The following is a 24941-nucleotide window of genomic DNA, read 5'->3' on the forward strand; positions in this document are numbered from 1 at the left end:
CTCATGGCCTGGATCGGCCTTCTTGTAAGTGTCCGTGAAAACGGGGGTGAACCCTACATACCCTGGGTGCACGATGCCTTGCTACCCGGAGAATCGACCTACGCCTTGCTTAACAAGCTGGGTTGGTTCGCGGGAAGAGGGCCTCTGCAACTAATGCGCGATCTTCGCATCACTGAGAAGAATCTGTATCCAGGCAAGCCTGAACGGATCGACTACGCCACCGTCGCGAATGAATGGAGCAGCGAGGCGTATAGACACCTTTGGCCAATACTGCGCGGGAGACTGAAGGACTACTTCGATAAGTCCCGCTTTCTGACTCTGAACGACTATGTTCCTGCCGCATGGGAAGACGAACATCTGCGTTTATGCAAGGAATGCATCGCGCTTGGCATGCATTTCACAGTCTGCCAGCTGAAGTTCATCGAGTTCTGTCCTTACCACAAACGACGACTTATCTCGCACTGCCTGGATTGCGGGGAGCAACTGGATTACAACGCCGCTTTGCTCCGCCCTGCATTTTGCTGCAATGCATGCGGCAGCTCTCTGTTGGCTGCCGATATGAGCGATATATGCGCGAATCAGCGCATCCGACGGGCGATTGCACACGCTCATCGAGATCTCATTGCGGCAATGGATGCTTCCGCGCCGATTACTTCAATGGTAACGAGTTGGATTGGCATGCAAGGTCGGTTTCCGGGTGTCAAGGAAGCTATGACAGAGATGTTAGAGCCCCAAAGACAGCGTTGCGAGGATCTTTCCCTTGTTCCTCGCTATGCCGCTATCAACATCGCAATCAATCAGCACGGACTGCCATCAATACAGCCGATTTCGAGACCCCCACGTAGCGACGAACCTTATTTGATCAATGGGGAGCATCAATATGCTATCCATAAGAGCGCCCAGTTGCGTTCGGGTGCGTGGCTGCTCCAGCGGTACTCCGATCATCTGGTGTGCATCGCCACCTCGCGAGAGGTGATCAAACGCAAGGGGGTGTCACAGTTTTCATCTCGGATCGCATCCGAGCTCTGCTGCATAGGAAACGGGTTCGCCGTTTGGGAGAAGGGCTGTAATGAACGTGTATATGAGAAGCTCCCTTACAAATTCTGGGATGCCTGGGGGCTGAAGAGCACGGCCGAGAGATCCTTCGGGTCTTACATCCTAGAGAAGGCGTGTCTGACCGGTGCCATCGCGACGTTCCTGAGAAGCGAGCAACAGGAACTGACAGGATGGCAAGCCAGTAAGTGGTCAACAACCTTTCAGAATTGGGAGCCAATCAGGAAGCAGGGGGCCAAGCCCGCGATACTTTGGCATGATCTGAGTGACATCGACTTCTCCGAGGTGTGTGAAGCTTCAGATCTTAACGAGGCAGCACGATGGCAATGGGCTTCGGCTCACTGCGCGGAGCGCCATGAAGCACCGGACAATTCGGCGCTTGGAAGAATCCGCGTGGAGCATGAAGCCAAGTATCTTAAGATCGACTACGGAGCGCGCGAGCGTGCAGCGACCGCTATGCCGATCTTGCACGCGAGGATAAACGAGGCGAACGGGTGTCCCCGCCACCGCGGTAACCGCTAGACGACGTTGCATGGGTTCCGAGGGTATTGGCCGTCGTGATCAACAGCGACTTTTCATATTCACGCGAGATATCGCCGTGCGTCTTAAGCAACGCCAGTCGCAGCGTGAGCAACGCCGCCTCAACACTAGCCTTTGCGGGGGTATGTGAGGTCAAACCGTCCACTGTTACTTCTAGGGCGCCATGCTGATAGCGCTCCGGCAGGCGGTGTCCAATGCGCTCATACCATGCTTCGCCAGCCGCATACAGGCAGGCGCAGGCATCGAGCATGTCCTGGTTCCTCTCCACCAGGAAGGGCAGTGGCGAGAAGTCCTCCAATGCCGGCGCGAGGCTCGAAGGCGCGGATCGATCACCCCACACCGATACATTGGCCACCGCATCGTGCAGGTGAGGATGAAGGTGCTCGGCCAGTCGCTGGCCATCTTCGAAGCCGCGTTCTTGCATCGATGCAGTGAACGCAGCTACTGCGTTGTAAGCCAATTCCCTTGCCGCCTCTTTCTCCCAGCGCCTGCGCCACGTGACCTCGTGCAGAAAGGCGAGGACAAAGAGCAGCGTACTGGGGGTGGCTGCCCTGATTAGCGCCCCGGTACACCGGTGCTCAAGGTCGGCGGACAGCGCCGGATCCAGGTGCTTCACGGCGGCCATGATGCGCCCCGGCACGAGCATGAGCCCCCGCGTGTTGGTGTAGGCCAGCAGTTGCTCGCGTGAGTCCAACAATGAAGGCGGATCTGCCTGCATGTAGCGGCTGAAATCGCGTAGCAACCAGGCGCGTGAAGCCGGGACACGCTCGCATACCCGTTCGAGCAGGTTGAATTTCTTGGTTTTGTCCTTGATCTCTTTCCAATAGGCCCCGTCGGGCTTCTTGCCCGCGTGGTGGATCTCCTCGAAGACCCGAGGCGTCAGCCCCTCATAGATCACTTCCGTGAAGCCTTCACAGGGCAGAAGCAAAGTGCGATTCAACCACTCGACGTCGCAGTCCAACGACCTCAACAGGTATCGGGTCCAGACCCGGGCGCCCAACTGAGGAAAACCGCTAGCACAGTCCAGCACCATGATCGGGGCTCTTCGGGCGAGGATTGAAAATCAAACCACGGCCGGAGGTTCGATTTGACGACCTCCCGGACAGGTAGCCTGTACGCCAGTACCACTGGGATTAACAACTAGCTCATAAAAAAGAGCCCGCCACGGCAATGGTCGGACTCTTGAGGCCAGGTCGTTGGAGGACCTGTTGATGCCAAAGACACTATACACCCCTTCCCGCCAGGCGGGTCAAGGTCGTACCCGTTTGCCTGCAGCCGTCGGTCTGTCCGGGCACGCCGATGGCTAAGACTCCGGCGCAGCAGAAGCGCAGCCAGTACCTGGCCTCTGTGCGGGCCAGAGGAGCCAGCGGCTACAACCTGTGGTTCGTCAGCCCCCCACAGGACACGCAGTCGCTCCCGCTGACGCTATGTTCGGACATCGAGCTGGACACCTTCTTCTATCTGGAAGGCTCGCCGGACCTGGCATCCATCGACTATGCCCCTCTGCGCCACGGGCAAGCGCCCTCGCGGCCGGGGCGGCGGCACTTCGCGACCGTCACCACGCTGGAGGGAACCGAGCTGGATGTCGAACTGGCCCCTGAGGCCGACAAGGCATCGGTGGCGGGCCGGCGATTGATCAGCCTGGCGGTGCTCAACGCGGGGAAGGTGCGGATTCAAAGCTGGCGGGCCATCGTCCCCACGATCAACCGGTGCCGATCGCACTCCTTGGGCCCGGTAATCATTCGCTGCCGGCATCTTCTGGAAGAACATAGCGAGCTCACGGTTCGAGTCCTGTGCCAGCAGCTGGCCACGGAGAGCACCGCACTGGTGACTGGCGCGCTGGCCACGCTGCTGCGCGCACGCGAGATCCAAAGCGACGCGGACACCCACCTGTGGGGGCCGGGCACCGTGTTGCGGGCACATCGTCATGGGTAAGCGCCTGACCCTGAAGACGACGCCCCCCGAGCGTTTGGTGCTCGACAGCTGGGCCATGCCGTCCCTTGAAGGCCTGGAGGCGGCGCAGCAGAAGCGGTTCCACTCGCTCAAGGACGCCATTTTCGCCTATGTGGGCGGCGCTCGGATCACGCCCAAGCTGAAGGAGTTGTCGATCTGGAGAGAGGTGTTCTATCGCGCGTATGACAAGTGCGTCACCCCTGATGAGCGAGGCGCGCCAATCGGCTGGGTGGGGCTGTTGCCCTATCTGGAGATCCGGGCACGTCAGCGTCGGGCGCCCCTGCCGAAGCACCAAAGCAAAGGCCTGGCAGGAGCGCTGGGACAGCTGCTAAGCACAAACAGCGACATTGCCGCAGCGCTGGAGTCGTACTTGCTGTGCAATGCCAAACGAAAGCCCGGCGGTGAAGCGGGCATTCGCCACAAATCGGTCCACAGGGAATTCCTGCGCATGTGCGAGGCCAAGGATCCCGACAAGCAGTCGTGGCCGTTTACCTCCCGCCGGCAGGGGGCAGGGGCCGTGCGCGAGTTCACCGAAGCCTTCCTGATCAAGCGCTATGACGAGATCGTGGCCACTCAGTATGGCGACAAGGCGGCGACCAAAGCCAAATCCGGCAACGGCCACGTCTCCCGACTAGTGGCCTGCATGCCGATGGACATCGTCGAGATGGACGAGCACGCCATCGGCTGCATCGGCACCGTCAGGATCGACACACCGGAAGGCTTCCGGTTCTTGGATGCAGGCCGCATGACGCTCCTGCTGCTGGTTGATCGCCACAAGGGCTGGATCATGGCCTTCAAGGTGATCTTCCGCGAAGCGGCCAACGCCGGCGATGCCATGGACGTGCTGCATGCGGGCATGGTCGGCGAGCCGGACTGGGCCCACCGGAAGGGCGATCAGCTCGCCAAGCGCCCTTTGGTTGATCTGGATGACCGCTTCGGCTGGTGTGGGTTCAACTGCCTGCTGCTGGACAACGCACTCATCCATCTGGCCGACGAGCTGCTCTCGCGCGTCATGGCGCTGAGCGGATGCACGGTGAACTTTGGTCCGGTCAAGACGCCGGCCAGACGCCAGTTGGTGGAGCGCGTCTTCAATGAACTGGAGCGCGCCGGCTTCAAACGACTTCCCCAGACCACCGGTGCCGGTCCCCAGGATCCAAAGCGGCAGAAGGCCGAGGAAGCCGCGCGGGCCTGCGTGATATCCGAGCGCGAGATCGTGGCCCTCGTGGCGGCCCTGGTGCGCAAATTCAACGAGAAACAGGGCAAAGCCAACCTGGCGGCCAGCCCCGCCCAGCGCATGCATGCGCTGATCTGCGGACCCGAACGCGATCAGTACCTGTTTCCGTTCCTGCCTCCGCTGCGGGAAGGCGAGGCGGATCTGTCCAAGTCGATCCTCACAGCAGAGATTCGGGGCAATCAAGCCACCGGACGTCGCCCCTATTTTTCCTTTCTGGAGGTCGACTACACGAACCCGGCGGTGGCCAAGGACTGGAGTCTGCTTGATCAGCAGGTAGACCTGCATGTGACGCGCACCAACGTCCGATTCGTTGACGTCTTCTACCGCGGGCGTCCCTTTGGTACCTGCCAGGCCGGCGGCCGCTGGCGCTGGAGCGATCACTCGATTGATCTGCGGCGCCAGATCAATCAGCTGCTTCGTGAGGGCTACATCGAGAACGACAGGAATGACGATGTCGTGGCCGCCTTCCTGAAGAAGGTGGCAGATGACTACGCCAAGGCCAAGGGCAAATCCAAGCCCGCCAAGACAGCCGTGCGACATGTGGGCGATCACAACGCCCGTCGCGATGTGCCCGATGACGTCGCCACCACCACCGCGCAGGTGCAAGAGGCCGAGGTCGCGGTGACTGAGCTACTGGATCGAGCCAGCGAATCAACAAGTTCCCACTACATGCAGTGGGACGACATAGGTGCCTTCAACGGAGATCGCAATGACTACTGAGGAAATTCTGCGTTTGCGTGATCAGATATGGGATGAGCATCCGCTGATCATTGAGCGGGCGGTGCTGCCCACACTGGCGGCCAAGGATGTCCTGGGCCGTGTCTGGGCACTGGGCCGAAAGGGCAGGGGCTCCATTGCCTTCTTCGCCCAGCCGCTGTCGGGCAAGAGCTCCTGTGCCGAGCTGCTGCTGGTGGAGATGAAGCGAAAGAAGCCCGGCTGCGGCGTGCTGATCTTCGAGGTGGTCGAAGACACCAATCCGGCCGAAGGACGATTGCTCGCAGAAATCCTCAATCAGATCGACTACGCACCCAAGATCCTACGTGACCTGGCCGGAAAGCGTACGCAGGTGCATCGCGCGCTATTGGCGCTGTCGGGGGAAGCGCGGCACCTGTTTCTGATCTTCGATGAGGCCCAGGAGCTGAGCTGTGATGAGTTCGCCTGGCTTAAGTCGGTGATTAATCGCCTGGTGCGCGACCGCGTCAAGGTGACGGTGGTGCTGTTCGGGCAGGTGGAGCTCAAGGAGAAGCGTCAACAGCTCAAAGCCGCACGCTCGGATCTGGAAAAACGTTTCATGTCCACCCTCAATGAGCTTAAGGGCATCCAGAATGCGGGCGAGCTTAAAGCCGTCTTGGCAGCTGTTGACGACAGCTCCGAGTTCCCCGCCGGCTCGGGTCTGACGTATTTGCAGTTGCTCATGCCCAGGTTCTATGAGAGTGGGGGGCGGCTGCAGGCGCACTGTGACCCGATCTGGCAGCAGCTCAAGAAAAGGCGCCTGCCGGGGGTGGGCACGGTGGTGGCCATGTCCAGTGTGGCCGGGTACTTGGCTAACCTCTTCATTCTGCTTCGCAAATTGGACAGCGACGAGTTGAAGATCACTGCGGAGGTGTTGCAGAGCGTCCCTAGTGAGTAAACCACTACTCACCGGGACCTGGGTACCTAGTTTGCCCGATCACTGCAACAACTCATTGTTCGGGGCGCTATTCTCGATCGCGCGCTTCAACCTGTGCAGCGCCTTGGAAATCGCACGGATCGTGGATGCACTCGCGGCGTCGGAACTGGCTCATCTCAAGCCACCGTCGGTCATTCACCTGACCGTGTTCATGCGATGGGCAGCATGTATTGAGTCTGACATTCACCGGCTGGAGAGCGACTTCCTGATACAGGTCCTGGCGCGTGCGCGGCAGGACCTGGACGAGGTCCCGGCAGAATGGCTACTGGCGGCTCTTCGTTGTTGTCCGCAGTGCGCCAAGACGGAAACACACCTCATCGCGCATCAGCACAGGGCAATACATCATTGCCCTGTGCACGAAGTGCCGCTGCGTGGGTTCTGTGATTACTGTGGCATGGAGCGTCGCTATCGCATCGTTCGTGGTACTAGGTTCCTGTACTGCAGCCGATGCATGAAGCGGGCTGGATACCGGTACTGGGAGAATGATAAGACCGTCAGCCTGCTTGCGACGCGAGGGATCGCCCGGCAACGGCAGATCGCTCAGGCCGTCCTGATCGCAGGTCTTCCTAACGACGATGATCCCCTGCACGCGTGCGGCATCAGTCCCCAGGACCTGCGGTGCCTGTATGCCGAGGGCTATCTGGATCCTCGGCAGCGGTCTGCGCAAAGTCAGGTGCTGGATCGCTATTTTCGCTTCCTGTCACCGCCACTTGCCGATTCCGCTGCCCCGTTCAGCCATCTTGAAGGTGTGCACCGCGTGCTGAAGCACGTACGTTTTCTGGCGATGATGACCGGCCACGACTGTCTTGATGAGCCGCCGGGTGATCAGACAGAAGATGATCTACGCTGTCCCTGCCAAGTGGGCTTTCAGCTCTGGGCGTGGCGTGTTCACGAGGGCTTGTTCGCCAGGCAGGGTCCTTCCGCCAGACTGAATGCGGAACAGTTCGAAAGCGCCCATCTCGGCTTATGTCTGTCGGTGGCCTGGTTTGCCCACACACAATGGGAGACGACCGGCGATCTGGATGCTTACCGAATGCTCCTGCGATTTCTTGAGCCAAAGATGGTGCGAGTATGCGGCAGCGAGGATCGCGCCGAGGACGACGCGGTCGAACTCGGATTGCTCTGCCACCAGCATCAATGGTCTGCCATACGATGCCCGCGACCCAATCAGCGGGTGGCGCGCATGGTGCGAAAGCTGGCCAGCTTCGATCGAGGTGCGACTCGCGCAGAAGGCAGCGATACGATCACAGATGTCGCGTGGATCATGTCCATGGCGTCTCCACGGCCAGCCTGACCCGCACGGATTCGCATTCCTTTGTTCAAAAATGTGATCGCATCTTACGTGCGGTGATCCACTAAACTCAGTTTGATTCGGCCATCAAGTCCTAGTGAACACAAGGTATTACACGCATGAGCAAACCGACGCTGGATTCCATCGCCACCGCCAAGGCCCAGTTGGAGAAGGAGCTTCGCAAGCTGGAAGAACAGGAAATTCAGCTCCGCCAGCAGCAGTCCATAGAGGCACATACCGAGGTAGTGAGCCTGTTGAGCCAGTACGGTGCACATTTCAGTGCCAAGCAGAAGGCGGACATCTCGGCCCTCTTGGGCGCCGGCGGGCCAAAGCAGGTCAAAAAGGAGGCGGCAGGCAAAGAGGTCGCGCCGAAGTATTGGCTCCCCCATACCCAGGAGACATGGAGCGGGCGCGGCCGCCCACCACGCTCATTTACCGCATGGGAGGGCACCGCCGCTTATAAGGAGTGGAAGGCAAAACATCCCAGTGAGAAGTTCCCCAAATTCCCGGGGTAACCGCTTCAGGCATGGCGACCTTTTGCACAGCATCGCCCTCCTCAGAACGATTCTTCATGTTCCTGATCACATTGACGCCCCGGCGGATCCTAGCTCTGGCAGGATCCGACAAAAGGTGCTGGGGTGTATTGATCAGAAGTCTTTAGCCCAGCTCCGTAGTGCTTACGGGCATACCACGATGCGGGGTTGTAATGAGTGAGGTCAGGTCGAAACCTTTCTCACGCGCCGTGCCCAGATATTCGTCCCTGACCGACGCCGGCACCACCGCTTCCCGGGCCAACAGCCATAGATACTTGCGGTCCGGCGAACCCACCAAGGCGTAGCGATAGTCGTCATCCAGGCGCAGGATCCAGTAATCGCCCTTGGTGAACGGAAGCCATTTCAGGCCATCAGGCATGAAGGACACCTCCAGTTTGGCGCCATGGGATTCGTCCACCACGGTGGCTTCTCCGATGGATTGCTGCGCCTTGCCATCTCCATCCCGTGCACGGTTGTCCACGCGAACCGTGCCATCTTCGTTCAGCGAGTAGGTCGCGGTGATGTCCGTGTAGTCTTCTGGCTCGTGCCGCATCGGCAGCCGAGCGATTTCATACCACGTGCCGATGTAGCGATTCAGATCCACCAAGGTCGCGGTGGTGGGTTCGGAGGCGTGCGTCATGGCATGGCACCTGGTTCGGGAAGATGTGTCCGAGGCTAGACAGGTCCCCGTGAAGGGTCCGTTTCATCGCTCCTTAGTCCTCGTCCCACGCTTCTTCTTCATCCTCAAGCGGCGTGTCGTCAGGCATCACCGGTTCCAGCAGGGTGTAGTCATCTATGTCCGGCTTGGCGATCGCGCGACTGACGGGATAGCTCTCCAAGTCAGGCTCCATGGCATGCCGGAGTAGCGATCGGGGTGAGGAAATAGAGCCGCTGAGCCACCGCATGGCCGCTTTGCCCTCCAGGAACACCGGTCCATCAGGTGTGAGTGGGGCCGGGATGGCCGAATTGGGCGCGGTGAGCACGGCGAAGGAGTGCATCACCTCTCCCTCCTGTCCCTCCCATCGTTCCCACAGCCCCGCAGCCAACAGCGCATTTCCATCAGCGCGCTGGATGAAGTGCGGCCACGGTGGCTTTCGTTGCCGATCCCACTTGTAGTACCCGCTCAGTGGTACCAAGCAATGCCGATGCTTCCAGGCGTCGGCAAAGATGCGGCTACGTGGTGCCCGCTCCAACCGGGCTGTGACGGTGGTGTAGCGGGTGTAGGGCGTCTTTGACCAACGGGGCACCAGGCCCCACACCATGTCAGCTACCACGACCAGACGTTGCTCGGTCATGGCCACGGCATAGGCTGGCTTGCCTTTACCCACGTTGTAGCGGTCAGGACCGGTGGCAATCGCCTGCGCGATGGCATCGGGGAGCTCCCCTGGCAGCTGGCCACGCTCCGCGATCGCTTGGGCAAACCTTCGCATGCAGCCAACTTAGCCAGTTTGAAGTGATTGAAGGGTTAGGAGCTGGGCGGACTTTCACTTTATGACCATGTGGCAGCTTCTAGGGTCAAGGCTCCCCCGCATGAGACGTCCTGCCATGAAGCACAAGCCCCTCAATGAACAAGTCATCGTCATCACCGGTGCCTCCAGCGGCATTGGCTTGTGCACTGCATTGCTGGCGGCCGAGCGGGGGGCGAAGGTGGTCTTGCTGGCGCGCAGTTCCCAGACCCTCAATGAGATCGTTCATACGATTTCAGCCGAAGGGGGCAGGGCACATGCCATTACCGTGGACGTGTCCGATCGAGATGCCCTGCAACAAGCCGTGATCGAGATCGTCACCCTGCATGGTCGGATCGACACGTGGGTCAACAATGCAGGTGTCGCGATCTACGGCAAACTGGACCAGGTCACCGAGGCGGACAGCAAGCGGCTGTTCGAAATCAACTTTTGGGGCGTGGTCAACGGCTCGCTGCTAGCGCTGCCGGCGTTGCGCTCCGCACATGGCACGCTGATCAATGTGGGCAGCGAGGTTTCTGAAGCGGTCGTTCCCCTGCAGGGCATGTACTCGGCGTCCAAGCACGCGGTGAAGGGATTCACCGATACACTCCGGGTAGAGCACGAACACGTGGATGAGGAGAAGGTGTCAATCGTGCTGATCCAGCCCACTGCGGTGAATACTCCCTACCCGCAGCACGCCCGCAACTACTTGCCCAGTGAACCCAAGCTGCCCAGCCCGCTCATCGACCCGCACCGGGTGGCTGAGGCAATTCTGGGAGCCGCCGTCGACGGCGGCAGGAACATCAAGGTCGGTGCGTTGGCCCACGTCAACACGGCTACCAGCAATTTGCTGCCGGCTCTGGCAGATCGTATGTCGGCCATGCAGGCCAACCGCCAGCAACACGACCAGGCCCCGCTTGATCCGGACGGCACGTTGTTCAAGGCCGGCGAAAGTGGTCGTGTGTATGGCGTGTCCAAGGATGGGCAGATCCTTGAAACCACCGCGGATCCGCGCTCGCAGGGCAGCTGATTACTTTGGCGGTGGTCCGGGCGCTCTTAGCGCCCGGCAATGCCCCGAATGCGCAATTCGGCCTGGATCGCCTCTTCGATGGTCCGTCGATCATCCGGACCGAACCCGCGCAGGAGCGGCTCACTGGCGTGGTCGATGGCGCGCCAGAACACCAGCTCATCGTCGGTGGCATCGGGCAAATCTTCCAAAGCAGCCAGGAAGGTGTCCCACGCCGGGCCACCAAGGCGCTGCTCGGCAGCCGTGCCCCCGTTAACCCCTAGCAACTCTGCCAGGGACTGCAGTCGGTCATAGATTTCAGGCTGCAAGTGGGTCGGGGCTTCTTCGTAAATTTGGGCCCACAGCCTTTCGAGAAAGTAGTGCGGATCTTCGTTGAGCGTGCCCGTCCGAATGACGTGCTCGGCCTGAGAGAGGCTTGCGGTGATCTGATCCTGGCTCAACATGGGCGGCTCATTGGGTTGCTCCGTCCTTAGCCCTGCAAGAAACGTTTGGGCAGACGGGAGACGTGACGACTGTCGGGAACGTGCCAGCGCCACAAGTGATTGGTGGCTTTGGAGATGCCGATCCGCGGCGTACTGGCGGGCTGGGAGGGGGGCGCGATGCCGTCATCGCCTACCCAGATGCCTCGATCCCGGGTTACCAGGTCCGCACCGTTGAGATCCAGGTTGATGCCGAGCCCCTGCGCCAGACGGCCAGGCCCGCTGCCGAGTTCGCGATCCTGCCTCGGATGACCGCGGGCATCACGGATGGCCTCCACACGTTGCACCGGCTCTATGGCCCTCAACAGCACGCCGTACCCTTCACCTATCTCACCGCACACGGTGTTGGCGCACATGTGGATGCCATAGCTCAGGTAAACGTAGAGGTGACCCGCGGGGCCGAACATGGTGGCGTTGCGTACGGTCTTGCCGCGGTAGGTGTGGGCAGCGGGGTCTTCCGATCCGCAATAGGCTTCAACCTCCACGATCCGGCCAGCACGTCCATCCGGCGCCACGATCACCTTATTGAGCAGCTCAGGCGCAACCACGCGCGGATCTCGACGGTAGAACGAGCGGGGAAGGGCATGCACAACCGCGGTGCTCAGTCAGGGTGCAGCGCGGCGGGACTTCGACCGGTGATCCGATGGGCGATCGCACGCACCAGTGCGGACTGTCGGCATTGTGCCCATCGCATGACCCAAGCCTTGCCGTCTTCCGGCGAGGGCACCGCGATTCGGGCGGGAGGTTCCCCGTCATGCATGAGGGTTCGTACGACCCATGCATTGCCGGCCGGCTCGATCTGGGCCAGCGGGATCTCCTGCAGGCGCAAAACCAGGCGGCTGCCGTCTTCAAGCCACGAGAACTCGGGTGAAAGCGGTTTGTAGCTGGCCATGGGCACTCCTGAGACACTATCCCCGACGCTAGGTGGGGGTGCGTCAATTCCGTGTCAATCGCACAGCCATCCGTACGAGCGGCGCCCGCGTATCTCGGTACAGGGCTTCTATCGCGCTTTGACTAACTGATCCCAGCGCGTGGTGTAGGCCGGCGAAAGACTTTTCTGGTTCATCGCCCAGCGCGGCCTGACCGACCCGACCGCACGCGGTTGCCAAGCGGAGGAGGCCATGGCCACCGTGCCGCGACCGAATTTGGCATTGGCCTTGTCCATCACATTCATCAGGGCTTGCGAGCGCGGGTCGATACCGGCAAACAGATCTGCCTGGTGCACATCGCCTGCGGTTAGATCCAGCAAGCCCACCCCGGCCTTCTTGTAGTGGTATCCGGGACGATACATCGCCTTGGCCAATCCCTGCGCGATGAGCAGTACCTCACGCGTATCACTGGTGGGGCCGATGAAGTTGAAGGCTTTGGAGGGGTGGTACTGGGCGGCACTGGATTTGAAGGGATTGGTGTTCAGCCATACCCACACGCCGCCGGCTTGCAGGGACCGGGCGCGTAGCTTTTCGCACGCTCGCTGGGCGAAGGTAGATACGGCTTGCTGGAGATCCTCCAGCGCAACCACTTCTTGGCCGAAGGAGCGCGAGACCACGATTTGCTGCCGATCCGGCTCTGCCTCCTCCAGCTCGCTACACACCACGCCCTGCAACTCGCGCTGTGTGCGCGCCAAGGTGACCCCATAGCGTGCGCGCAAGGTATCGGGATCTGCCCGCGCCAAATCGGCGGCGGTCAGAATGCCTTCTGCACCCAATTTTGCCGTGAGCTTTCGGCCTACACCCCAGACATCTTCCACCGGGTAGTGTTCCAGCGCCTGAGATCCAGGCAGTACCGTCACCACCCCGTCCTGGGTCTTCTTGGCAAGCTTGTTGGCCAGCTTGGCCAAGGTCTTCGTGGGCCCGATGCCTACGCAACAGGGGATGCCGACCCACTGCAGAATTTGCGCGCGGGCTTGTCGTGCCAAGCTCTCCTGCTGCTGTTCAGGCACGCCGTCGAAGGTGACGAACGACTCGTCGATGGAGTAGATCTCCACACTCGCAAACCAGTTGCGCAGCACGCAGACCACGCGACCTGACAGATCGCCATACAACCCAAAGTTGGCCGAAAAGATCTTCAGCTGTCGACGTATGTGTGGGGGCACTTCGTGGATGGGTTGACCCATCCGCACGCCCAGATCCTTGCACTCTTGGCTGCGTGCAATGGCGCATCCGTCGTTATTGGACAGGATGCATACCGCTTGGTGGCGCAGTGAGGGGTTGAAGACCCGCTCACAGCTGGCGTAGAAGTTATTGCCATCTACCAACCCGAACATCTCAAACTCCGTGTTGCTCAGGTGACATCGGCTCTGCGGTCAATTCGTACTCACGGCGACGCAGGTGGGAGAGCACGCCTTCAAAGCGCTCCAGTTCGCCCTCGTCGGTGATCGCGCGCTGGTAGAGCGGCTCTTCATCCAACACCTCGACGACACTGGCCACCGCGCTGCCATCTTCAGCCACCGTGAGACGGCTTTCGTAGATGCAAGGCGCCGTACCGGCACGCCAACACCGCAAGGTCTCGCCATCCACCCATAGTGCCCAGCGATCTTCCGCCTCACGAGGCCATACACCTTCGCGCAGGCGCTCCACTTCCGTGGCACTGAACATGTGTCCACAACGGATCGGCCAACGAGCGCTTTGCAGCGGCTCGAGCTCAGGTAGCCAGGCAGGAGTGGGAGCGGCCATGCTCAGCGCCTGAACTGTCTACGAAACGACCAGGTCACCACGCCCCATACATCCAGTTCGGTGTCCTCCGGAACCAGGATGGGGGGCGGCGCGTACGTCGAATTACCCGAATGAAGCTCATAGCGACCCGCGCGCAAGCGCAGCTGTTTGACGGTGAAGCCGCCTTCCCAATTCACCATCACGATGTCGCCGTGTTTGGCCTGGATAGAACGGTCTACCACCAGGGTATCGCCGGGAAAGATCCCGAACTCCACCATAGAGGTGCCCGTGTCGGCCTCCACGTAGAACGTGGCAACCGGGTTACGCACCACGCGCTGGTTGATATCCAGCACATCCTGGCTGCCGTAGAAGTCTTCTGCGGGCGAGGGAAAGCCGCACGTAGCCCGCACCGGCAACAAGGGCAGGTCGAGCACAGGGGGATGGAGCGGAGCGGCGCCCAGGTAATGAGGTGGTAGCGGCTGGTTGAGCATGGCGAGAGTCTCTACAAGTCAGGATCACCCGGTGAGACGGCACCGGGGAGACAGGCTAGAGCGCGGTCAGGGGTGGTGCCAAGACCATCCACGCATGAGCGACCTAAAGCCTTGTCAGGCCACGATCGTCACCGACCGTGGAACTGACGTTCAGCGAGTCAGAGCACGTTCCACGCGCGATATCAACGGAAGCAGGAATGCCCTGAAGGTTCTTCGCTCCAAATTGACGAGCCACCCGTATGGTCCCCCTCGACGGTGAGGAGATGGCTCAGATGACAAAAACGTTAGCGGAACTGGACATTGCACTGGACGAACTGGCCGGCACACTGCCGGGCCAGCTCTCGGACCTGCGCCCTGAGGATCATGCCGATGCCATTGCAAGCGTGGCCAATGGCCTGCTGGCCGCCACGCCTCCCGAGCATTACGATCATGTCTGGAGCCGGTTGCAATGCATCCAGCGAGAAGCCGGTCTGATTCCCGGTGATGACGAACCCTGCAGTGAAGGCTGATGGAAGACACCCTGGATATCCCGCATGCCGTGAAGTTGCTCGAGCAGCTCAACGAATGGGTGTGCACCTTTCCCCTGACGACATCCTTCCGGGAACAGACCACCTATCGTCAGTTCGGGACGATGCTGCAGGCCAAGCAGGCAGAGTTGGGCCTGACCCCGACGATGTGGGATGAGCTGTCTCGACTGCATGGCAACGAGGACCTCGCCCACGCGTGGTTGGAATACGGCATGACCTTGGACAACCGGGAACTCATATGCCCGACGTACTTCCTGGATCTGCCATTGAATGCGTATTGGATGGACGCATACGCCCCGGTGATGACCGCAGTAGATGACTACATCGAGGCCCATCGCCAATTGCCTAGCATCAGTGACGAGGCCTTGGTGGAGGTCGTGCGCCAGCACATGCCAGCGTCCAGCCCCTGAATCTTCGAGGACCTTGCATGTGCTATTCGGCTGAAGCCTGGACCCTCTACGACAACTTCGTGAAGGAGTTCGGGGCGGATATCGACATCCGCGAATTCTGGAAGGTCTATCTCAAGCGGGATGAGGCCTACCGCGTTCGGAAGCCGGCCCGCGACACGCCCAAGATTCCCAAGGGCATGGATTTGAATTTCTTGCCGCCCAAGTCCGAGCAAGAGCAACAGATCCAGGAACTGATCTCGCAGTGGAACGGGCAAAAGCTGGCCGAGAGTGAGGCAGCCCTGGCCGCCCAGCAGGCCCGGCTAGAAGCGGCAGAGGCCAAGCTGGCCGTCAAACCCACCAAGACCGCGCTCAATGAGCAGCGCGTTGCGAGAAACAAGATCAAGCAGATGACGCGCTGGATCGAAGATGCCAAGCGCACCCGATTGCAGCCTGCTACGGATAACCGCATCTACCCGGACTGGTACGTGCCTATCCTCATCTCGGAAGGTGGCAGGAAAGTGGTGCGGCCCATGCGCTACCACTGCCGTCCCGCCGGCATGAACCCTTCCATCGATTGGACCAAGGACGGGCGGGTATCGGGCACGTACAACGCCCGTCGGGACAAGCTCACCTTGTTCTGGCGCAAGCAGTTCGGCTACACCCATGGCCTGATGCTGGCTGAAACGTTCTATGAGAGCGTCGACGATGGCATGGGAGGATCCAAGGAGATCCATTTCCGCCCGCGTACTGGCGAGACGATGTACATCGCCTGCCTGTATTCGCACTGGGTGGATCCGACCGGACAGGAGCCTGATCTGTGGTCCTGCGCGGCCATTACCGATGAGCCAGAGCCGGAAGTGGCCGCCGCCGGGCACGATCGCACCATCATCAACATCAAGCCCGAGCACGTGGATGCCTGGCTCAACCCAGATCCGAACCATCTGGATGCGTTGTTTGCCATCTTCGATGACAAGCGGCATCCGTACTATGAATTGATCCAGCAAGCGGCCTGACGGCACTCCGCGGAAGATACCGTTGCCTCACTATCCCAACGTGGGCGCTGGCCAGGCAGGTTAATCGTTCACGCTGACCTCGGGCGGGTATCACATTGCGCGACATGACAAGCCTGACCATTCTCTACGTAGACGATGATCATCAGCATCGAGACTTGGTGGCCCAGGCGCTGACCGGCGCAGGTCACGCGGTCACGCAGGCCGCCGACGCGGCCGCGGCGCTGGATCACCTGACCAAGTCGCCTTTCGATTGTGTGGTCACCGACTACAACATGCCCGGCGATACCGGGGCGGCGGTGGCGCGCCAGGCGCGTGTACTCAATCCTCGTGCCACGGTGTGCGTGGTGTCGGGCCATCCCAAGGAAGAGATGACGGATCTGCCCACCGGGACCCTGTTGATGACCAAGCCCTTTAGCGTGCCGCTGCTGCTGGACGTGCTGACCCCGCGCTAGGCCTGGGATGGACGATCCTGCCACCGCAGCACACCAGCCCTCCGGGCCACTGTTCACCCCAGATGGGCGCTATCTGGTGGTGCGAGGACGGCTCTGGCGCACCAGCGATCCGCGTCTGTCCGAACCGGAGCGCAGTGCGCTGGTCAAGGACCTAATGGCGGCCCGAGGCGCGGTCAAGCGCGCCCTGGCCAGTGGCAACGCGCCCGACCTGAAGGCAGCCCGGCAGGCGGTGCATGTTGCGAAAACGGCGCTAGGCGAACGTGGACCGGTGTGGTGGGACGATGCCGCGCCGGACTATACCCGCACCTTGGCCAAGAACTCGCCCTACGCCCACTGGTATGCCGAGCAGGCTGGCGGCTAAGGCGGCCGCGCACGGCCTATTCAACATCTGCTTCACACCTTCCGTCCTACAAGGGGCGTTCACGTTCTGGAGGCAGCCATGGCCCGTCCGATCTGGAGTGGATCCCTCTCCTTCGGCCTGTTGAACATCCCCGTGTCGCTGATGTCGGGCGAGCGGCGCACCGACCTGAGCTTCCGGATGCTCGACTCGCGCGACAAGAAGCCCATCCGCTTTGAGCGGGTCAATGCCGACACCGGCGAAGAAGTGCCGTGGAAGGACATCGTCAAAGCCTTCGAGTACGACAAGGGCAGCTATGTGGTGATCGAAAAAGAGGACATCGCCGCCGCGGCGCCCGAGTCCCATGAGTCGGTCGATGTGGAAACCTTCGTCGATGCGGCCAGCATCAACCTGCGCTACTTCGAAAAGCCCTATGTCCTCGTTCCGGGCAAGAAGGCAGAAAAGGGCTACGTCCTGCTGCGCGAGACGCTGAAGAGCTCGGGCAAGGTCGGCATTGCCAAGGTCGTCATTCGCACGCGTGAGTACATGTGCGCGGTCATGCCCGATGGCCCGGCCCTGGTGCTGATCCTGTTGCGTTACCCGCAGGAGCTGGTCGATTTCGATGAGTACAAGCTGCCCGAAGGCAAGCCGGCGGACTACCGCTTGGCGCCCAAGGAGTTGCAGATGGCCGAGCAGCTGATCGACTCGATGACTTCGGAGTGGAATCCGGCCGATTACCACGACGAATTTCGTGCACGGCTGTCGGACATCATCAAAAAGCGCATCAAGTCGGCCGGGGCGACGACCAAGTTCGAGGAGCCCGAGCCCCGCGAGGATGCGGCCACCAACGTGGTGGATTTCATGTCCTTGCTGCAGCAGAGCCTGCAGAGCAACAAGCGCACCCCGGCCAAGAAAGCGACCGCGGCCAAAAAAGCCCCCACGAGCAAGCAAGCACCGGCCAAGGCGGCCAAGGCGGCCAAGGCCACCTCAGCGCCCAAGAAAGCCGCCAAGAAAGCGGCCAGCCGCAAGGCGTCCTGATCACCACCTCCAATGAGAACCATGATGGCAGATGACAAGCGCAATACCGGCTCACCCGATCGCGATCGCATCAACCTGAGCGAAGACTACGAGGTGCAGTACTGGACCAAGGAGCTCGGAATCTCGGAAGCGCAACTGCGCTCGGCGGTGTCGGCCGTGGGCAACACCGCCAAGGCCGTGCGCGCGCACTTGGGTAAGTAAGTGCCATGAGCCTGACCGACTACCGTCGCAAGCGCAGCTTCGACAAGACGCGCGAGCCGGAGCCGGGCAAGGCTGCGCCCAAGGGCAGGCGACCGATCTTCGTGGTGCAACTTCACCACGCCAGCCGGCGGCACTACGATTTTCGCCTGCAGATCGGCGATGCGCTCAAGAGCTGGGCCGTGCCAAAAGGACCCAGCTATGACCCCTCGGTCAAGCGCATGGCGGTGGAGGTGGAAGACCATCCGCTGGATTACGCCTCTTTCGAAGGGGACATCCCCAAGGGGGAGTACGGCGGCGGCCATGTGGCGCAGTTCGATCATGGCGTCTGGAGTACCGATACCGATCCGGAAGCGCAATTGGTCAAAGGGCATCTGCGCTTTGAATTGTTCGGCACCAAGCTCAAGGGCGGCTGGCATCTGGTGCGCTCAGGCAAACCGGCCAAGCAGCCGCAGTGGCTGCTGTTCAAGGACAAGGATGCCTATGCCGGCAAGCTGGAAGCCGATGACCTGCTGGCCGATGTGACGCAGGCCCCGGCAGCGGATCTGAAGCGGGCAGGCTCGGGCAAGACGGCCAAGAAAAAACTCACCGCTTTGCCGTCGAAAAAGGCACCCGCCAATGCTTGGGCAAAGAAGGCCCTGAAACTGACAGGCGCCAAGAAAGCCGCTCCACCTTCAGGCCCCTTTGAGCCGCAGTTGGCCAAGCTGGGCGATGCTCCGCCTGAAGGCGAGCAGTGGATCCACGAGCTTAAATGGGATGGCTACCGCATCCTGGCCACCATTGCCAAGGGTCAGGTGCGCCTGTGGTCGCGCAACGCGTTGGAATGGACCGACAAGATTCCTGACATCCGCGATGCCATCGCGCAACTGGGGCTGACCTCCGGCGCACTGGATGGCGAGCTCATTGCCGGGTCCGGCACCAAGGAAGACTTCAACCTGCTGCAGTCCACGCTCTCGGGCGAGCGACAAGGCACGTTGGCTCTGGCCCTGTTCGATCTGTTACATGTGGATGGGGTGGATGTCTCGGCGGCGCCGCTGATTGAGCGCAAGGCCTTGCTGCAGGCAATGCTGTCCGATCCACCGGCGCACTTGGCCTTCTCCTCCCATATCGCCGGCGATGGCCACAGCGCCTACCAACTGGCGGGGCAGCGGCACTTTGAAGGCATCATCTCCAAGCGCGCAGACCGACCGTATCAGGGCGGGCGGAGCGAGGACTGGCGCAAGACCAAGCAGCTGGCCTCCGACGAGTTCGCCGTGGTCGGCTACACGGCGCCCAAAGGCAGTCGGACCGGGTTTGGCTCGTTGCTGTTAGCCAAGCCTGATCCGGAGCATGGTTGGCGCTACGTAGGCCGGGTAGGCACCGGCTTCAATGATGCGCTGATGCGCCAGGTCACCCAGCAGCTGGCCGGAGCAAGGGGCAAGAAGCCCACCGCCCATGTGGGCACCACCGACACTGACCTGCGAGCGGCTACCTGGTTTGCACCGCGGTTCGTGGTGGAGGTGTTCTTTCGGGGCATCGGACGTCAGCAGTTGCTGCGTCAACCCAGCCTCAAAGCCATTCGCACCGACAAGGACGTCAAGGACCTGACCAGGGGGGATCGCATCAAAGCCAATCCAAAGGCCCGAGCATCCTCGAAGGCCTCCGCCCCGCGCGCCACGCAAGCCAAGACGGCGAAGAGGGGAGGCAAGAAGACGGCACGAAAAGCGAGCGACACGGCGCTGCCCACGCTCTCCAGTCCCACCAAAGTGTTGTTCCCGGACTCGCGTATCACCAAGCAGCAGGTCTGGGATTACTACCTGGCCGTGGCCGACCACCTGCTACCTGAGATCGCGGGTCGTCCGCTATCCATCATTCGCTGCCCGGCGGGCATCGAGCGGCCGTGCTTTTTCCAGAAGCACCTGACCGCCGGCCTTGAGCGCGTGGAGACGGTCAAGCTCAAGGAAGAGTCTGGCAACAATGCCGACTATCTGGTGGTGGAGGACCTGCCGGGGCTCATGGAGTTGGTCCAATTCAATGCGCTGGAGTTCCATCCCTGGGGCTCGCACGCCGATGCACCTGATCGCGCCGATCGGGTGGTGTTCGATCTGGATCCGGGGCCGGGCGTCCCGTTTACCGAGATCAAGCAGGCAGCCGTGGATATCCGCAAGTTGCTGGCCCAGCTGGAGCTGGAGTCGTTCCTGCGGGTCTCCGGCGGTAAGGGCTTGCACGTAGTGGTACCGCTCAATCCCGGCTGCGATTGGTCCTTGACCAAGCGCTTTGCCCACGGCTTTGCCGATGCGCTAGCGCGCTCAGAACCTGACCGCTTCGTGGCCACGGCCACGAAAGCCAAACGAACCAAAAAGATCTTCGTGGATTACCTGCGCAATGGGCGAGGGGCCACGGCCGTGGCCTCCTATTCGATGCGTGCCCGTGCCGGGGCGCCGGTGGCGATGCCCTTGGCATGGAGCGAGCTGTCCAAACTGACCAAGGCCAATGCGTTCACGATCGATGAGGTGCCGGCGAAGTTGAAACGACGCCGCAAGGATCCCTGGGAAGGGATCGGATCGATCAAGCAAAATCTGGCGCGATGGGCCGACGAGGACTGACGCAGGTTCCCAGAGGCGTCAGCCTTCTTCCAGGGCCAGCAGCAGTTGCTTGATGCGATAGGGTTTGCTCAGGAACACCACACCCTCCGGTAAGGGAGGCAGCTGACCGCGCTGGTAACCCGATACCAGCACCACGCGTGAGTGCGGTGAGCGTTCCAGTGCCTTGGTTGCCACCTCCAGACCGGTGACCTCCCCGGGCATACGTACATCGGTCACGACATGGGAGTACGCCGTGCCCCCCTCGAGCATGGTCAGCGCGCTGGCACCATCGGTGGCCAGACTGACCTGATAGCCGTGGCTCTGAAGGGCATCCTGCATGATGACGCGAAGATCGTCCTCATCTTCTACAAACAAGAGGGACATCTCGCTCATGTAAACGCTCCGGGTAGGGGGAAATGCAGGGTGACGGTGGTGCCGGCGCCAAGGGCGCTTTCCAGCTCGGCAAATCCGCCAGATTGGGCGGCAAAGCCATGGACCTGGCTCAAACCCAATCCGCTGCCACGTCCGATTGGCTTGGTCGTGAAGAACGGGTCGAACACCTGGGCCTGCTGCTCGGCCGAAATGCCGACACCGGTATCTTTGACGGCCACGCAGACGTACTCACGTTGACGGTGCTCAGGATCGGCCGGAGTGGCTTTGACGCAGTGAAAGCTGGTCAGGTAGAGGGCGCCACCGGATGGCATGGCATCGCGCGCATTACTAACTAGATTGAGAAGACTGGCTTCAAACTGTCCACGATCGACATCGATCATGGGCAAGTCCGGTGCCAGATCGAAAAAAACCGACACGGCCGAACCCGCGCAGCGGCGATACAGGTCCTTGCCGCTTTCGATCAGGCGATTTAGGTCAACACGCTCTGGCACCAAATTCTGGCCGCGGCCAAAGGTCAGCAGCTGGCGCGAGAGTAGGATGCCGCGCTCGGAAGCGCGCAAGGCGGTAAGGACCATCTCAGAGACTTTCTCGTTCTGGGCCCGCGTATCGATCACGTCCAGGCTGTTGATGATGATGGTCAGCAGGTTATTGAAATCGTGGGCAAGACCCAGGGTGAGCTTGCCGACGGCCTCCATTTTCTGGGATTGCAGTAAGTCCTGACGCGCTTTCTCAAGGCGTTGCTCGGCCAGATACCGCTCGGTGATATCGCGGGTGACCTTTGCAAATCCCACCAGCTCACCGGCATCCCAGATGGGATCGATCACCACGCTGGCCCGGAACCGGGAGCCATCCTTGCGCAGGCGCCAGCCCTCGCCGGCGAAGCGACCCTCGCGCTCGGCGATATGCAGGTTCTTCATCGGGATGCCCTGAGCGACATCCTCAGGCAGGTAGAAGGCTGAGTAGTGCGTGCCTTCGATCTCCTCCTGCCGGTAGCCCTTGATGCGTTCTCCACCGGCATTCCACGAACGGACATAGCCCTCTGCATCGAGCATGTAGATGGCATAGTCGGTGACCGAGTTGAGCAGCAGTTCGAATTGCCGCAAGCGGTCGGATAGGTCAACGCGTTCTGGGTGGCGTGCTTGCATGCCGGATCTCCGTTGCCGCGACCCTATTGAAACGCAGGTGAAATAGTCGTGCATGTGCGACAACGTATGGCTGTTGCACAGCAGCACATAAGAGCTATGCGAATGCCATTTAGGTGAACCGCCGCTGCCTTAGTCGGCAATGCAACGCACCGCGAACACTACGCGACTGCCCGGCGGCAGCAGCGGTATGGGCGTACCGCCGGCGGCCAGCAGCTCCGCCGGGGTGGCAGGGCAGCTTGCCCCGCCACTGGGTGTGCAACTGATCACGGTGCACGCACTCAGGCCGGTACCCGGTGTGTCACGGACAATGGCCCCATCTGCGGCCACGGTTCCGGCCGCATGCGTCACGGTCACCGTGTAGTCGATGGCATTGCCCTGTACGACCTGCGTGACCAAGGACGTCTTGGTGACCGATAGGTCCACCGTGCGTGGGGTGTTAACGAAAGTGCACGTCAGGTCGTCGCCCGCCACCGGCGTGACCTGGAAGCTGCGGCCTTGACCTGGCGGCACGTCGGTGGTGCCCGTGATGCTGTTTACGCAACTGTATTGCGTGTCGTACAGCGCCAGGTTGGCGGCCGGCGTGCCCGCGCCGCTTTCGGACAGCGTGTAGGTCGTGCCGGCGGTGGCGGTGAAGGCGGCGGTCGATACGCTGCTCGCCGCTCCCGTACTGGTCGTACTGGGGCCGCCGTTGTCGATGGCGATGGTGAACTGGTCGGTAGCCATCGCGCGGCCGGCGATCGTCTTCACTAGCGTCAATCGGGGCGGGGCCTGAACGCGTAGCTCGGTGGTGTTGGTACTCTCGGTGAATACCTCGCCGCTGGAGGCGCCGGTGTAGCTCACCTGAGCGAGGTTGCGGATCACCGCGCCGTCGGCGGCATCGGCGCGTACGCGCACCACAAAGCTCACCGTGGCGGAGGTCGGCTGCGTGCCAATGCAGCTTTGGCAGCGCAACAATCCGCCCTGGCTGCCATCGGCGCCGGTGCCTACGCGAAACACGGTCGTGTTTGACGCCGCTTCCGCCACGTCATCGCCCACCGTATCGGTCTTGGCTCCGGTATTCGCACCGGCGCTCACCTGCAGGCTGCCGGCCTCAAAGTCGGTATTGGCCGGGATCGCATCGCGGATCGATACATTGACTGCATTGTCCTGGCCAGTGTTCTGCAGTGTCATGGTGTAGCGGATGCGATCGCCCGCGCGCGCCTGGCCGGCGGGCAGGCCCGGATTGGTCAGGTTGGCCTGGGTCTTGGCGGTGGCCGCATCCACGGTGGGCTGGAACACATCAATGGCCGTGGTCAGCAGCGAGATCGCATAGCCCTCGCTGCTGGTGCGCGCGGTGAGGGTAGCGGAGGTCGCGCCGTTGGCCAGCGCGGTGTTGCCGGGATTGGCGAGCTGCACGATGTCGGCATCAAAGCCCAGCGTGTTGGTCAGGTTGTTGTTGGCCACGCTGCGCTGGTTGACCACACTGCCCAGCCGGCAGATCGTGGAGTTGAAGACATCCCCAGCGGTGTTGCAGGCGTCTGACACGTTGACCAGCGAGGATCCCTGGCCTTGGAAGGTGAAGCCGTCGGCCGCGCCGCGGTCGCCATCCATCGCCATCCAGCCGAGCTGCGCGGCCACCGTCCCACTAAAGGGCGTGCGGAATCCGGAGACCGTCAACGAGACTTGGTTCACCGGGGCAGTGCCGGTGGTGGCGATCACCGCCAAGCCATCGTTGATCGTGAAGTTGCGAAGCGGACGCGCCGGGTTCTGCACCACCAGCACCAGGGTCCAGCCGCCGAAGCGGTTCACCAAGCCGGACTGCAGCGGGAGGTTGGCCACACGGTAGGTACCCGCGCCGCTTGCACGCACGGCGTTGGTCACGTCGGCGCGGCAGGTGTAGACGTGGTGGGGTTGTCCTGCGCCCCAGATAGTAGAGCGCGGCGACACATCGCAGCCGCTCGCCGAAAGCGCCTGGTAGCCAAGCCCCGGTCGGCCGAAGCGGATCGAGGTGGCTGTTGGCGACGGACTGGGCTGGCTGCTGGCATCGCTGGCAACCAGGCCACCCCAGTACAACTGCGCGCGTACGATCTGCGCGCCGGCCGGCAAGTCTGCCGCTGCTAGGGTAGCGCTGCTGGAGTTGGTGATGCTTGCATCGGTCGTATCGGCCGGCAGCCGGGTAGCCACCATCGTCAGCCCGTCGTTGATGGCAGCACCGCAGCTGCCCGTGGTGCTGTTGCAGGTGAGGTTGGTATTGGACAGGAACAGCAGGTCGCCGTTGAGCGTGGTGGTGTAACGCTGGTCAAAGGCCCGGTAGACCTGGGCCGAGGCTGAGGGTGCGAGCGCGATGAGCGCGATTGCCAGCAGGAGAAGCCAGAAAGGGGGTTTGTCCTGAATGATCCTCGCACATGCCTGGGCGCAATCTTGCTTGGAACGTCCTACCGAAAAGATCACGCGACCTCTCACCATGGATGCAGGGCTCTGAATGATCTCAGATCATCAGCAACAAGCATGCCAAGCCAACGTGCTGCTCAGCCCGCTCC

General features: G+C 61.5%; 27 protein-coding genes. 15 read left to right on the top strand and 12 right to left on the bottom strand.

Features of this window, described 5'->3' with window-relative positions:
- A partial coding sequence (locus tag V7060_RS16175; RefSeq protein WP_334180280.1) for a hypothetical protein occupies positions 1 to 1575 on the top strand: 1575 nt, incomplete at its 5' end.
- On the opposite strand, the gene V7060_RS16180 is transcribed toward V7060_RS16175, so the two are convergent.
- Positions 1508 to 2626: a hypothetical protein gene (locus tag V7060_RS16180; RefSeq protein ID WP_334180281.1), complete on the bottom strand. Its 1119-nt coding sequence runs from the start codon at positions 2624 to 2626 to the stop codon at positions 1508 to 1510. The genes V7060_RS16175 and V7060_RS16180 overlap by 68 nt on opposite strands.
- Before the next feature lie 266 nt (positions 2627 to 2892).
- On the opposite strand from V7060_RS16180, the gene V7060_RS16185 reads away from it, so the two are divergent.
- The 5 genes from V7060_RS16185 (at position 2893) to V7060_RS16205 (ending at position 8255) form a co-directional block, all read left to right on the top strand.
- Positions 2893 to 3528, top strand: a complete 636-nt coding sequence (locus V7060_RS16185) for a hypothetical protein (RefSeq protein WP_334180282.1) — start codon at positions 2893 to 2895, stop codon at positions 3526 to 3528.
- Positions 3521 to 5500: a hypothetical protein gene (locus V7060_RS16190; RefSeq protein ID WP_334180283.1), complete on the top strand. Its 1980-nt coding sequence runs from the start codon at positions 3521 to 3523 to the stop codon at positions 5498 to 5500. The genes V7060_RS16185 and V7060_RS16190 overlap by 8 nt, the downstream gene beginning before the upstream one ends.
- Positions 5490 to 6410: an ATP-binding protein gene (locus tag V7060_RS16195; protein WP_334180284.1), complete on the top strand. Its 921-nt coding sequence runs from the start codon at positions 5490 to 5492 to the stop codon at positions 6408 to 6410. The genes V7060_RS16190 and V7060_RS16195 overlap by 11 nt, the downstream gene beginning before the upstream one ends.
- 31 nt (positions 6411 to 6441) lie before the next feature.
- On the top strand, positions 6442 to 7743 hold the full coding sequence (locus V7060_RS16200; protein WP_334180285.1) for a hypothetical protein: 1302 nt from the start codon (positions 6442 to 6444) through the stop codon (positions 7741 to 7743).
- A gap of 116 nt (positions 7744 to 7859) precedes the next feature.
- A complete protein-coding gene (locus tag V7060_RS16205) occupies positions 7860 to 8255 on the top strand; it encodes an H-NS family nucleoid-associated regulatory protein (RefSeq protein ID WP_334180286.1) in 396 nt (131 codons plus the stop codon).
- A 142-nt stretch (positions 8256 to 8397) separates the two neighbouring features.
- Here V7060_RS16205 and V7060_RS16210 read toward each other — a convergent pair whose 3' ends face one another.
- Together V7060_RS16210 and V7060_RS16215 are read right to left on the bottom strand one after the other, a co-directional pair.
- Complete coding sequence (locus tag V7060_RS16210) at positions 8398 to 8913, bottom strand: lipocalin family protein (RefSeq protein WP_334180287.1); 516 nt, start codon at positions 8911 to 8913, stop codon at positions 8398 to 8400.
- Between the two features lie 73 nt (positions 8914 to 8986).
- A complete protein-coding gene (locus tag V7060_RS16215) occupies positions 8987 to 9703 on the bottom strand; it encodes an SOS response-associated peptidase (protein ID WP_334180288.1) in 717 nt (238 codons plus the stop codon).
- Between the two features lie 115 nt (positions 9704 to 9818).
- On the opposite strand from V7060_RS16215, the gene V7060_RS16220 reads away from it, so the two are divergent.
- A complete protein-coding gene (locus tag V7060_RS16220) occupies positions 9819 to 10748 on the top strand; it encodes an SDR family oxidoreductase (protein ID WP_334180289.1) in 930 nt (309 codons plus the stop codon).
- Positions 10749 to 10774: 26 nt separating this feature from the next.
- Here the strand turns inward: V7060_RS16220 and V7060_RS16225 are convergent, their stop codons facing one another.
- The 6 genes from V7060_RS16225 to umuD all read right to left on the bottom strand — a co-directional run bounded on the left by V7060_RS16225 (position 10775) and on the right by umuD (position 14366).
- On the bottom strand, positions 10775 to 11188 hold the full coding sequence (locus tag V7060_RS16225; protein WP_334180290.1) for a hypothetical protein: 414 nt from the start codon (positions 11186 to 11188) through the stop codon (positions 10775 to 10777).
- Between the two features lie 26 nt (positions 11189 to 11214).
- The gene (locus V7060_RS16230) at positions 11215 to 11829 is read right to left on the bottom strand and encodes a DNA-3-methyladenine glycosylase (protein ID WP_334180339.1); all 615 of its coding nucleotides are present in this window, start codon (positions 11827 to 11829) and stop codon (positions 11215 to 11217) included.
- The gene (locus tag V7060_RS16235) at positions 11826 to 12116 is read right to left on the bottom strand and encodes a hypothetical protein (RefSeq protein WP_334180291.1); all 291 of its coding nucleotides are present in this window, start codon (positions 12114 to 12116) and stop codon (positions 11826 to 11828) included. Before V7060_RS16235 ends, V7060_RS16230 begins: the two co-directional genes overlap by 4 nt.
- 108 nt (positions 12117 to 12224) lie before the next feature.
- Positions 12225 to 13487, bottom strand: coding sequence for a Y-family DNA polymerase (locus V7060_RS16240; protein WP_334180292.1), 1263 nt, complete (start codon positions 13485 to 13487; stop codon positions 12225 to 12227).
- 1 nt (position 13488) lies between these two features.
- Complete coding sequence (locus V7060_RS16245; RefSeq protein ID WP_334180293.1) at positions 13489 to 13896, bottom strand: hypothetical protein; 408 nt, start codon at positions 13894 to 13896, stop codon at positions 13489 to 13491.
- Between the two features lie 2 nt (positions 13897 to 13898).
- Positions 13899 to 14366, bottom strand: a complete 468-nt coding sequence (umuD, locus tag V7060_RS16250) for a translesion error-prone DNA polymerase V autoproteolytic subunit (protein WP_334180294.1) — start codon at positions 14364 to 14366, stop codon at positions 13899 to 13901.
- A 239-nt stretch (positions 14367 to 14605) separates the two neighbouring features.
- On the opposite strand from umuD, the gene V7060_RS16255 reads away from it, so the two are divergent.
- The 8 genes from V7060_RS16255 (at position 14606) to ligD (ending at position 20905) form a co-directional block, all read left to right on the top strand.
- A complete protein-coding gene (locus V7060_RS16255) occupies positions 14606 to 14875 on the top strand; it encodes a hypothetical protein (protein ID WP_334180295.1) in 270 nt (89 codons plus the stop codon).
- On the top strand, positions 14875 to 15303 hold the full coding sequence (locus V7060_RS16260) for a hypothetical protein (RefSeq protein ID WP_334180296.1): 429 nt from the start codon (positions 14875 to 14877) through the stop codon (positions 15301 to 15303). The genes V7060_RS16255 and V7060_RS16260 overlap by 1 nt, the downstream gene beginning before the upstream one ends.
- Before the next feature lie 17 nt (positions 15304 to 15320).
- A complete protein-coding gene (locus V7060_RS16265; protein ID WP_334180297.1) occupies positions 15321 to 16295 on the top strand; it encodes an SOS response-associated peptidase family protein in 975 nt (324 codons plus the stop codon).
- Between the two features lie 104 nt (positions 16296 to 16399).
- Complete coding sequence (locus tag V7060_RS16270) at positions 16400 to 16747, top strand: response regulator (RefSeq protein WP_185896134.1); 348 nt, start codon at positions 16400 to 16402, stop codon at positions 16745 to 16747.
- A gap of 7 nt (positions 16748 to 16754) precedes the next feature.
- Positions 16755 to 17108 carry a hypothetical protein gene (locus V7060_RS16275; RefSeq protein ID WP_334180298.1) on the top strand — a complete coding sequence of 118 codons (354 nt, stop codon included), beginning with the start codon at positions 16755 to 16757 and terminating at the stop codon, positions 17106 to 17108.
- A 78-nt stretch (positions 17109 to 17186) separates the two neighbouring features.
- Positions 17187 to 18122, top strand: coding sequence for a Ku protein (locus V7060_RS16280; protein ID WP_334180299.1), 936 nt, complete (start codon positions 17187 to 17189; stop codon positions 18120 to 18122).
- A 24-nt stretch (positions 18123 to 18146) separates the two neighbouring features.
- Positions 18147 to 18323: a DUF3606 domain-containing protein gene (locus V7060_RS16285; RefSeq protein WP_185896137.1), complete on the top strand. Its 177-nt coding sequence runs from the start codon at positions 18147 to 18149 to the stop codon at positions 18321 to 18323.
- A 5-nt stretch (positions 18324 to 18328) separates the two neighbouring features.
- Positions 18329 to 20905: a DNA ligase D gene (gene ligD / locus V7060_RS16290; protein WP_334180300.1), complete on the top strand. Its 2577-nt coding sequence runs from the start codon at positions 18329 to 18331 to the stop codon at positions 20903 to 20905.
- Positions 20906 to 20923: 18 nt separating this feature from the next.
- On the opposite strand, the gene V7060_RS16295 is transcribed toward ligD, so the two are convergent.
- The 3 genes from V7060_RS16295 to V7060_RS16305 all read right to left on the bottom strand — a co-directional run bounded on the left by V7060_RS16295 (position 20924) and on the right by V7060_RS16305 (position 24852).
- Complete coding sequence (locus tag V7060_RS16295) at positions 20924 to 21277, bottom strand: response regulator (RefSeq protein ID WP_334180301.1); 354 nt, start codon at positions 21275 to 21277, stop codon at positions 20924 to 20926.
- On the bottom strand, positions 21274 to 22422 hold the full coding sequence (locus V7060_RS16300; RefSeq protein WP_334180302.1) for a PAS domain S-box protein: 1149 nt from the start codon (positions 22420 to 22422) through the stop codon (positions 21274 to 21276). The genes V7060_RS16295 and V7060_RS16300 overlap by 4 nt, the downstream gene beginning before the upstream one ends.
- 129 nt (positions 22423 to 22551) lie before the next feature.
- Complete coding sequence (locus tag V7060_RS16305) at positions 22552 to 24852, bottom strand: DUF11 domain-containing protein (protein ID WP_334180303.1); 2301 nt, start codon at positions 24850 to 24852, stop codon at positions 22552 to 22554.
- Between the last annotated feature and the right edge of the window lie 89 nt (positions 24853 to 24941).

Origin of the sequence: Pseudoxanthomonas sp., assembly GCF_036845285.1 — a bacterium.
Lineage (GTDB): Bacteria > Pseudomonadota > Gammaproteobacteria > Xanthomonadales > Xanthomonadaceae > Pseudoxanthomonas_A.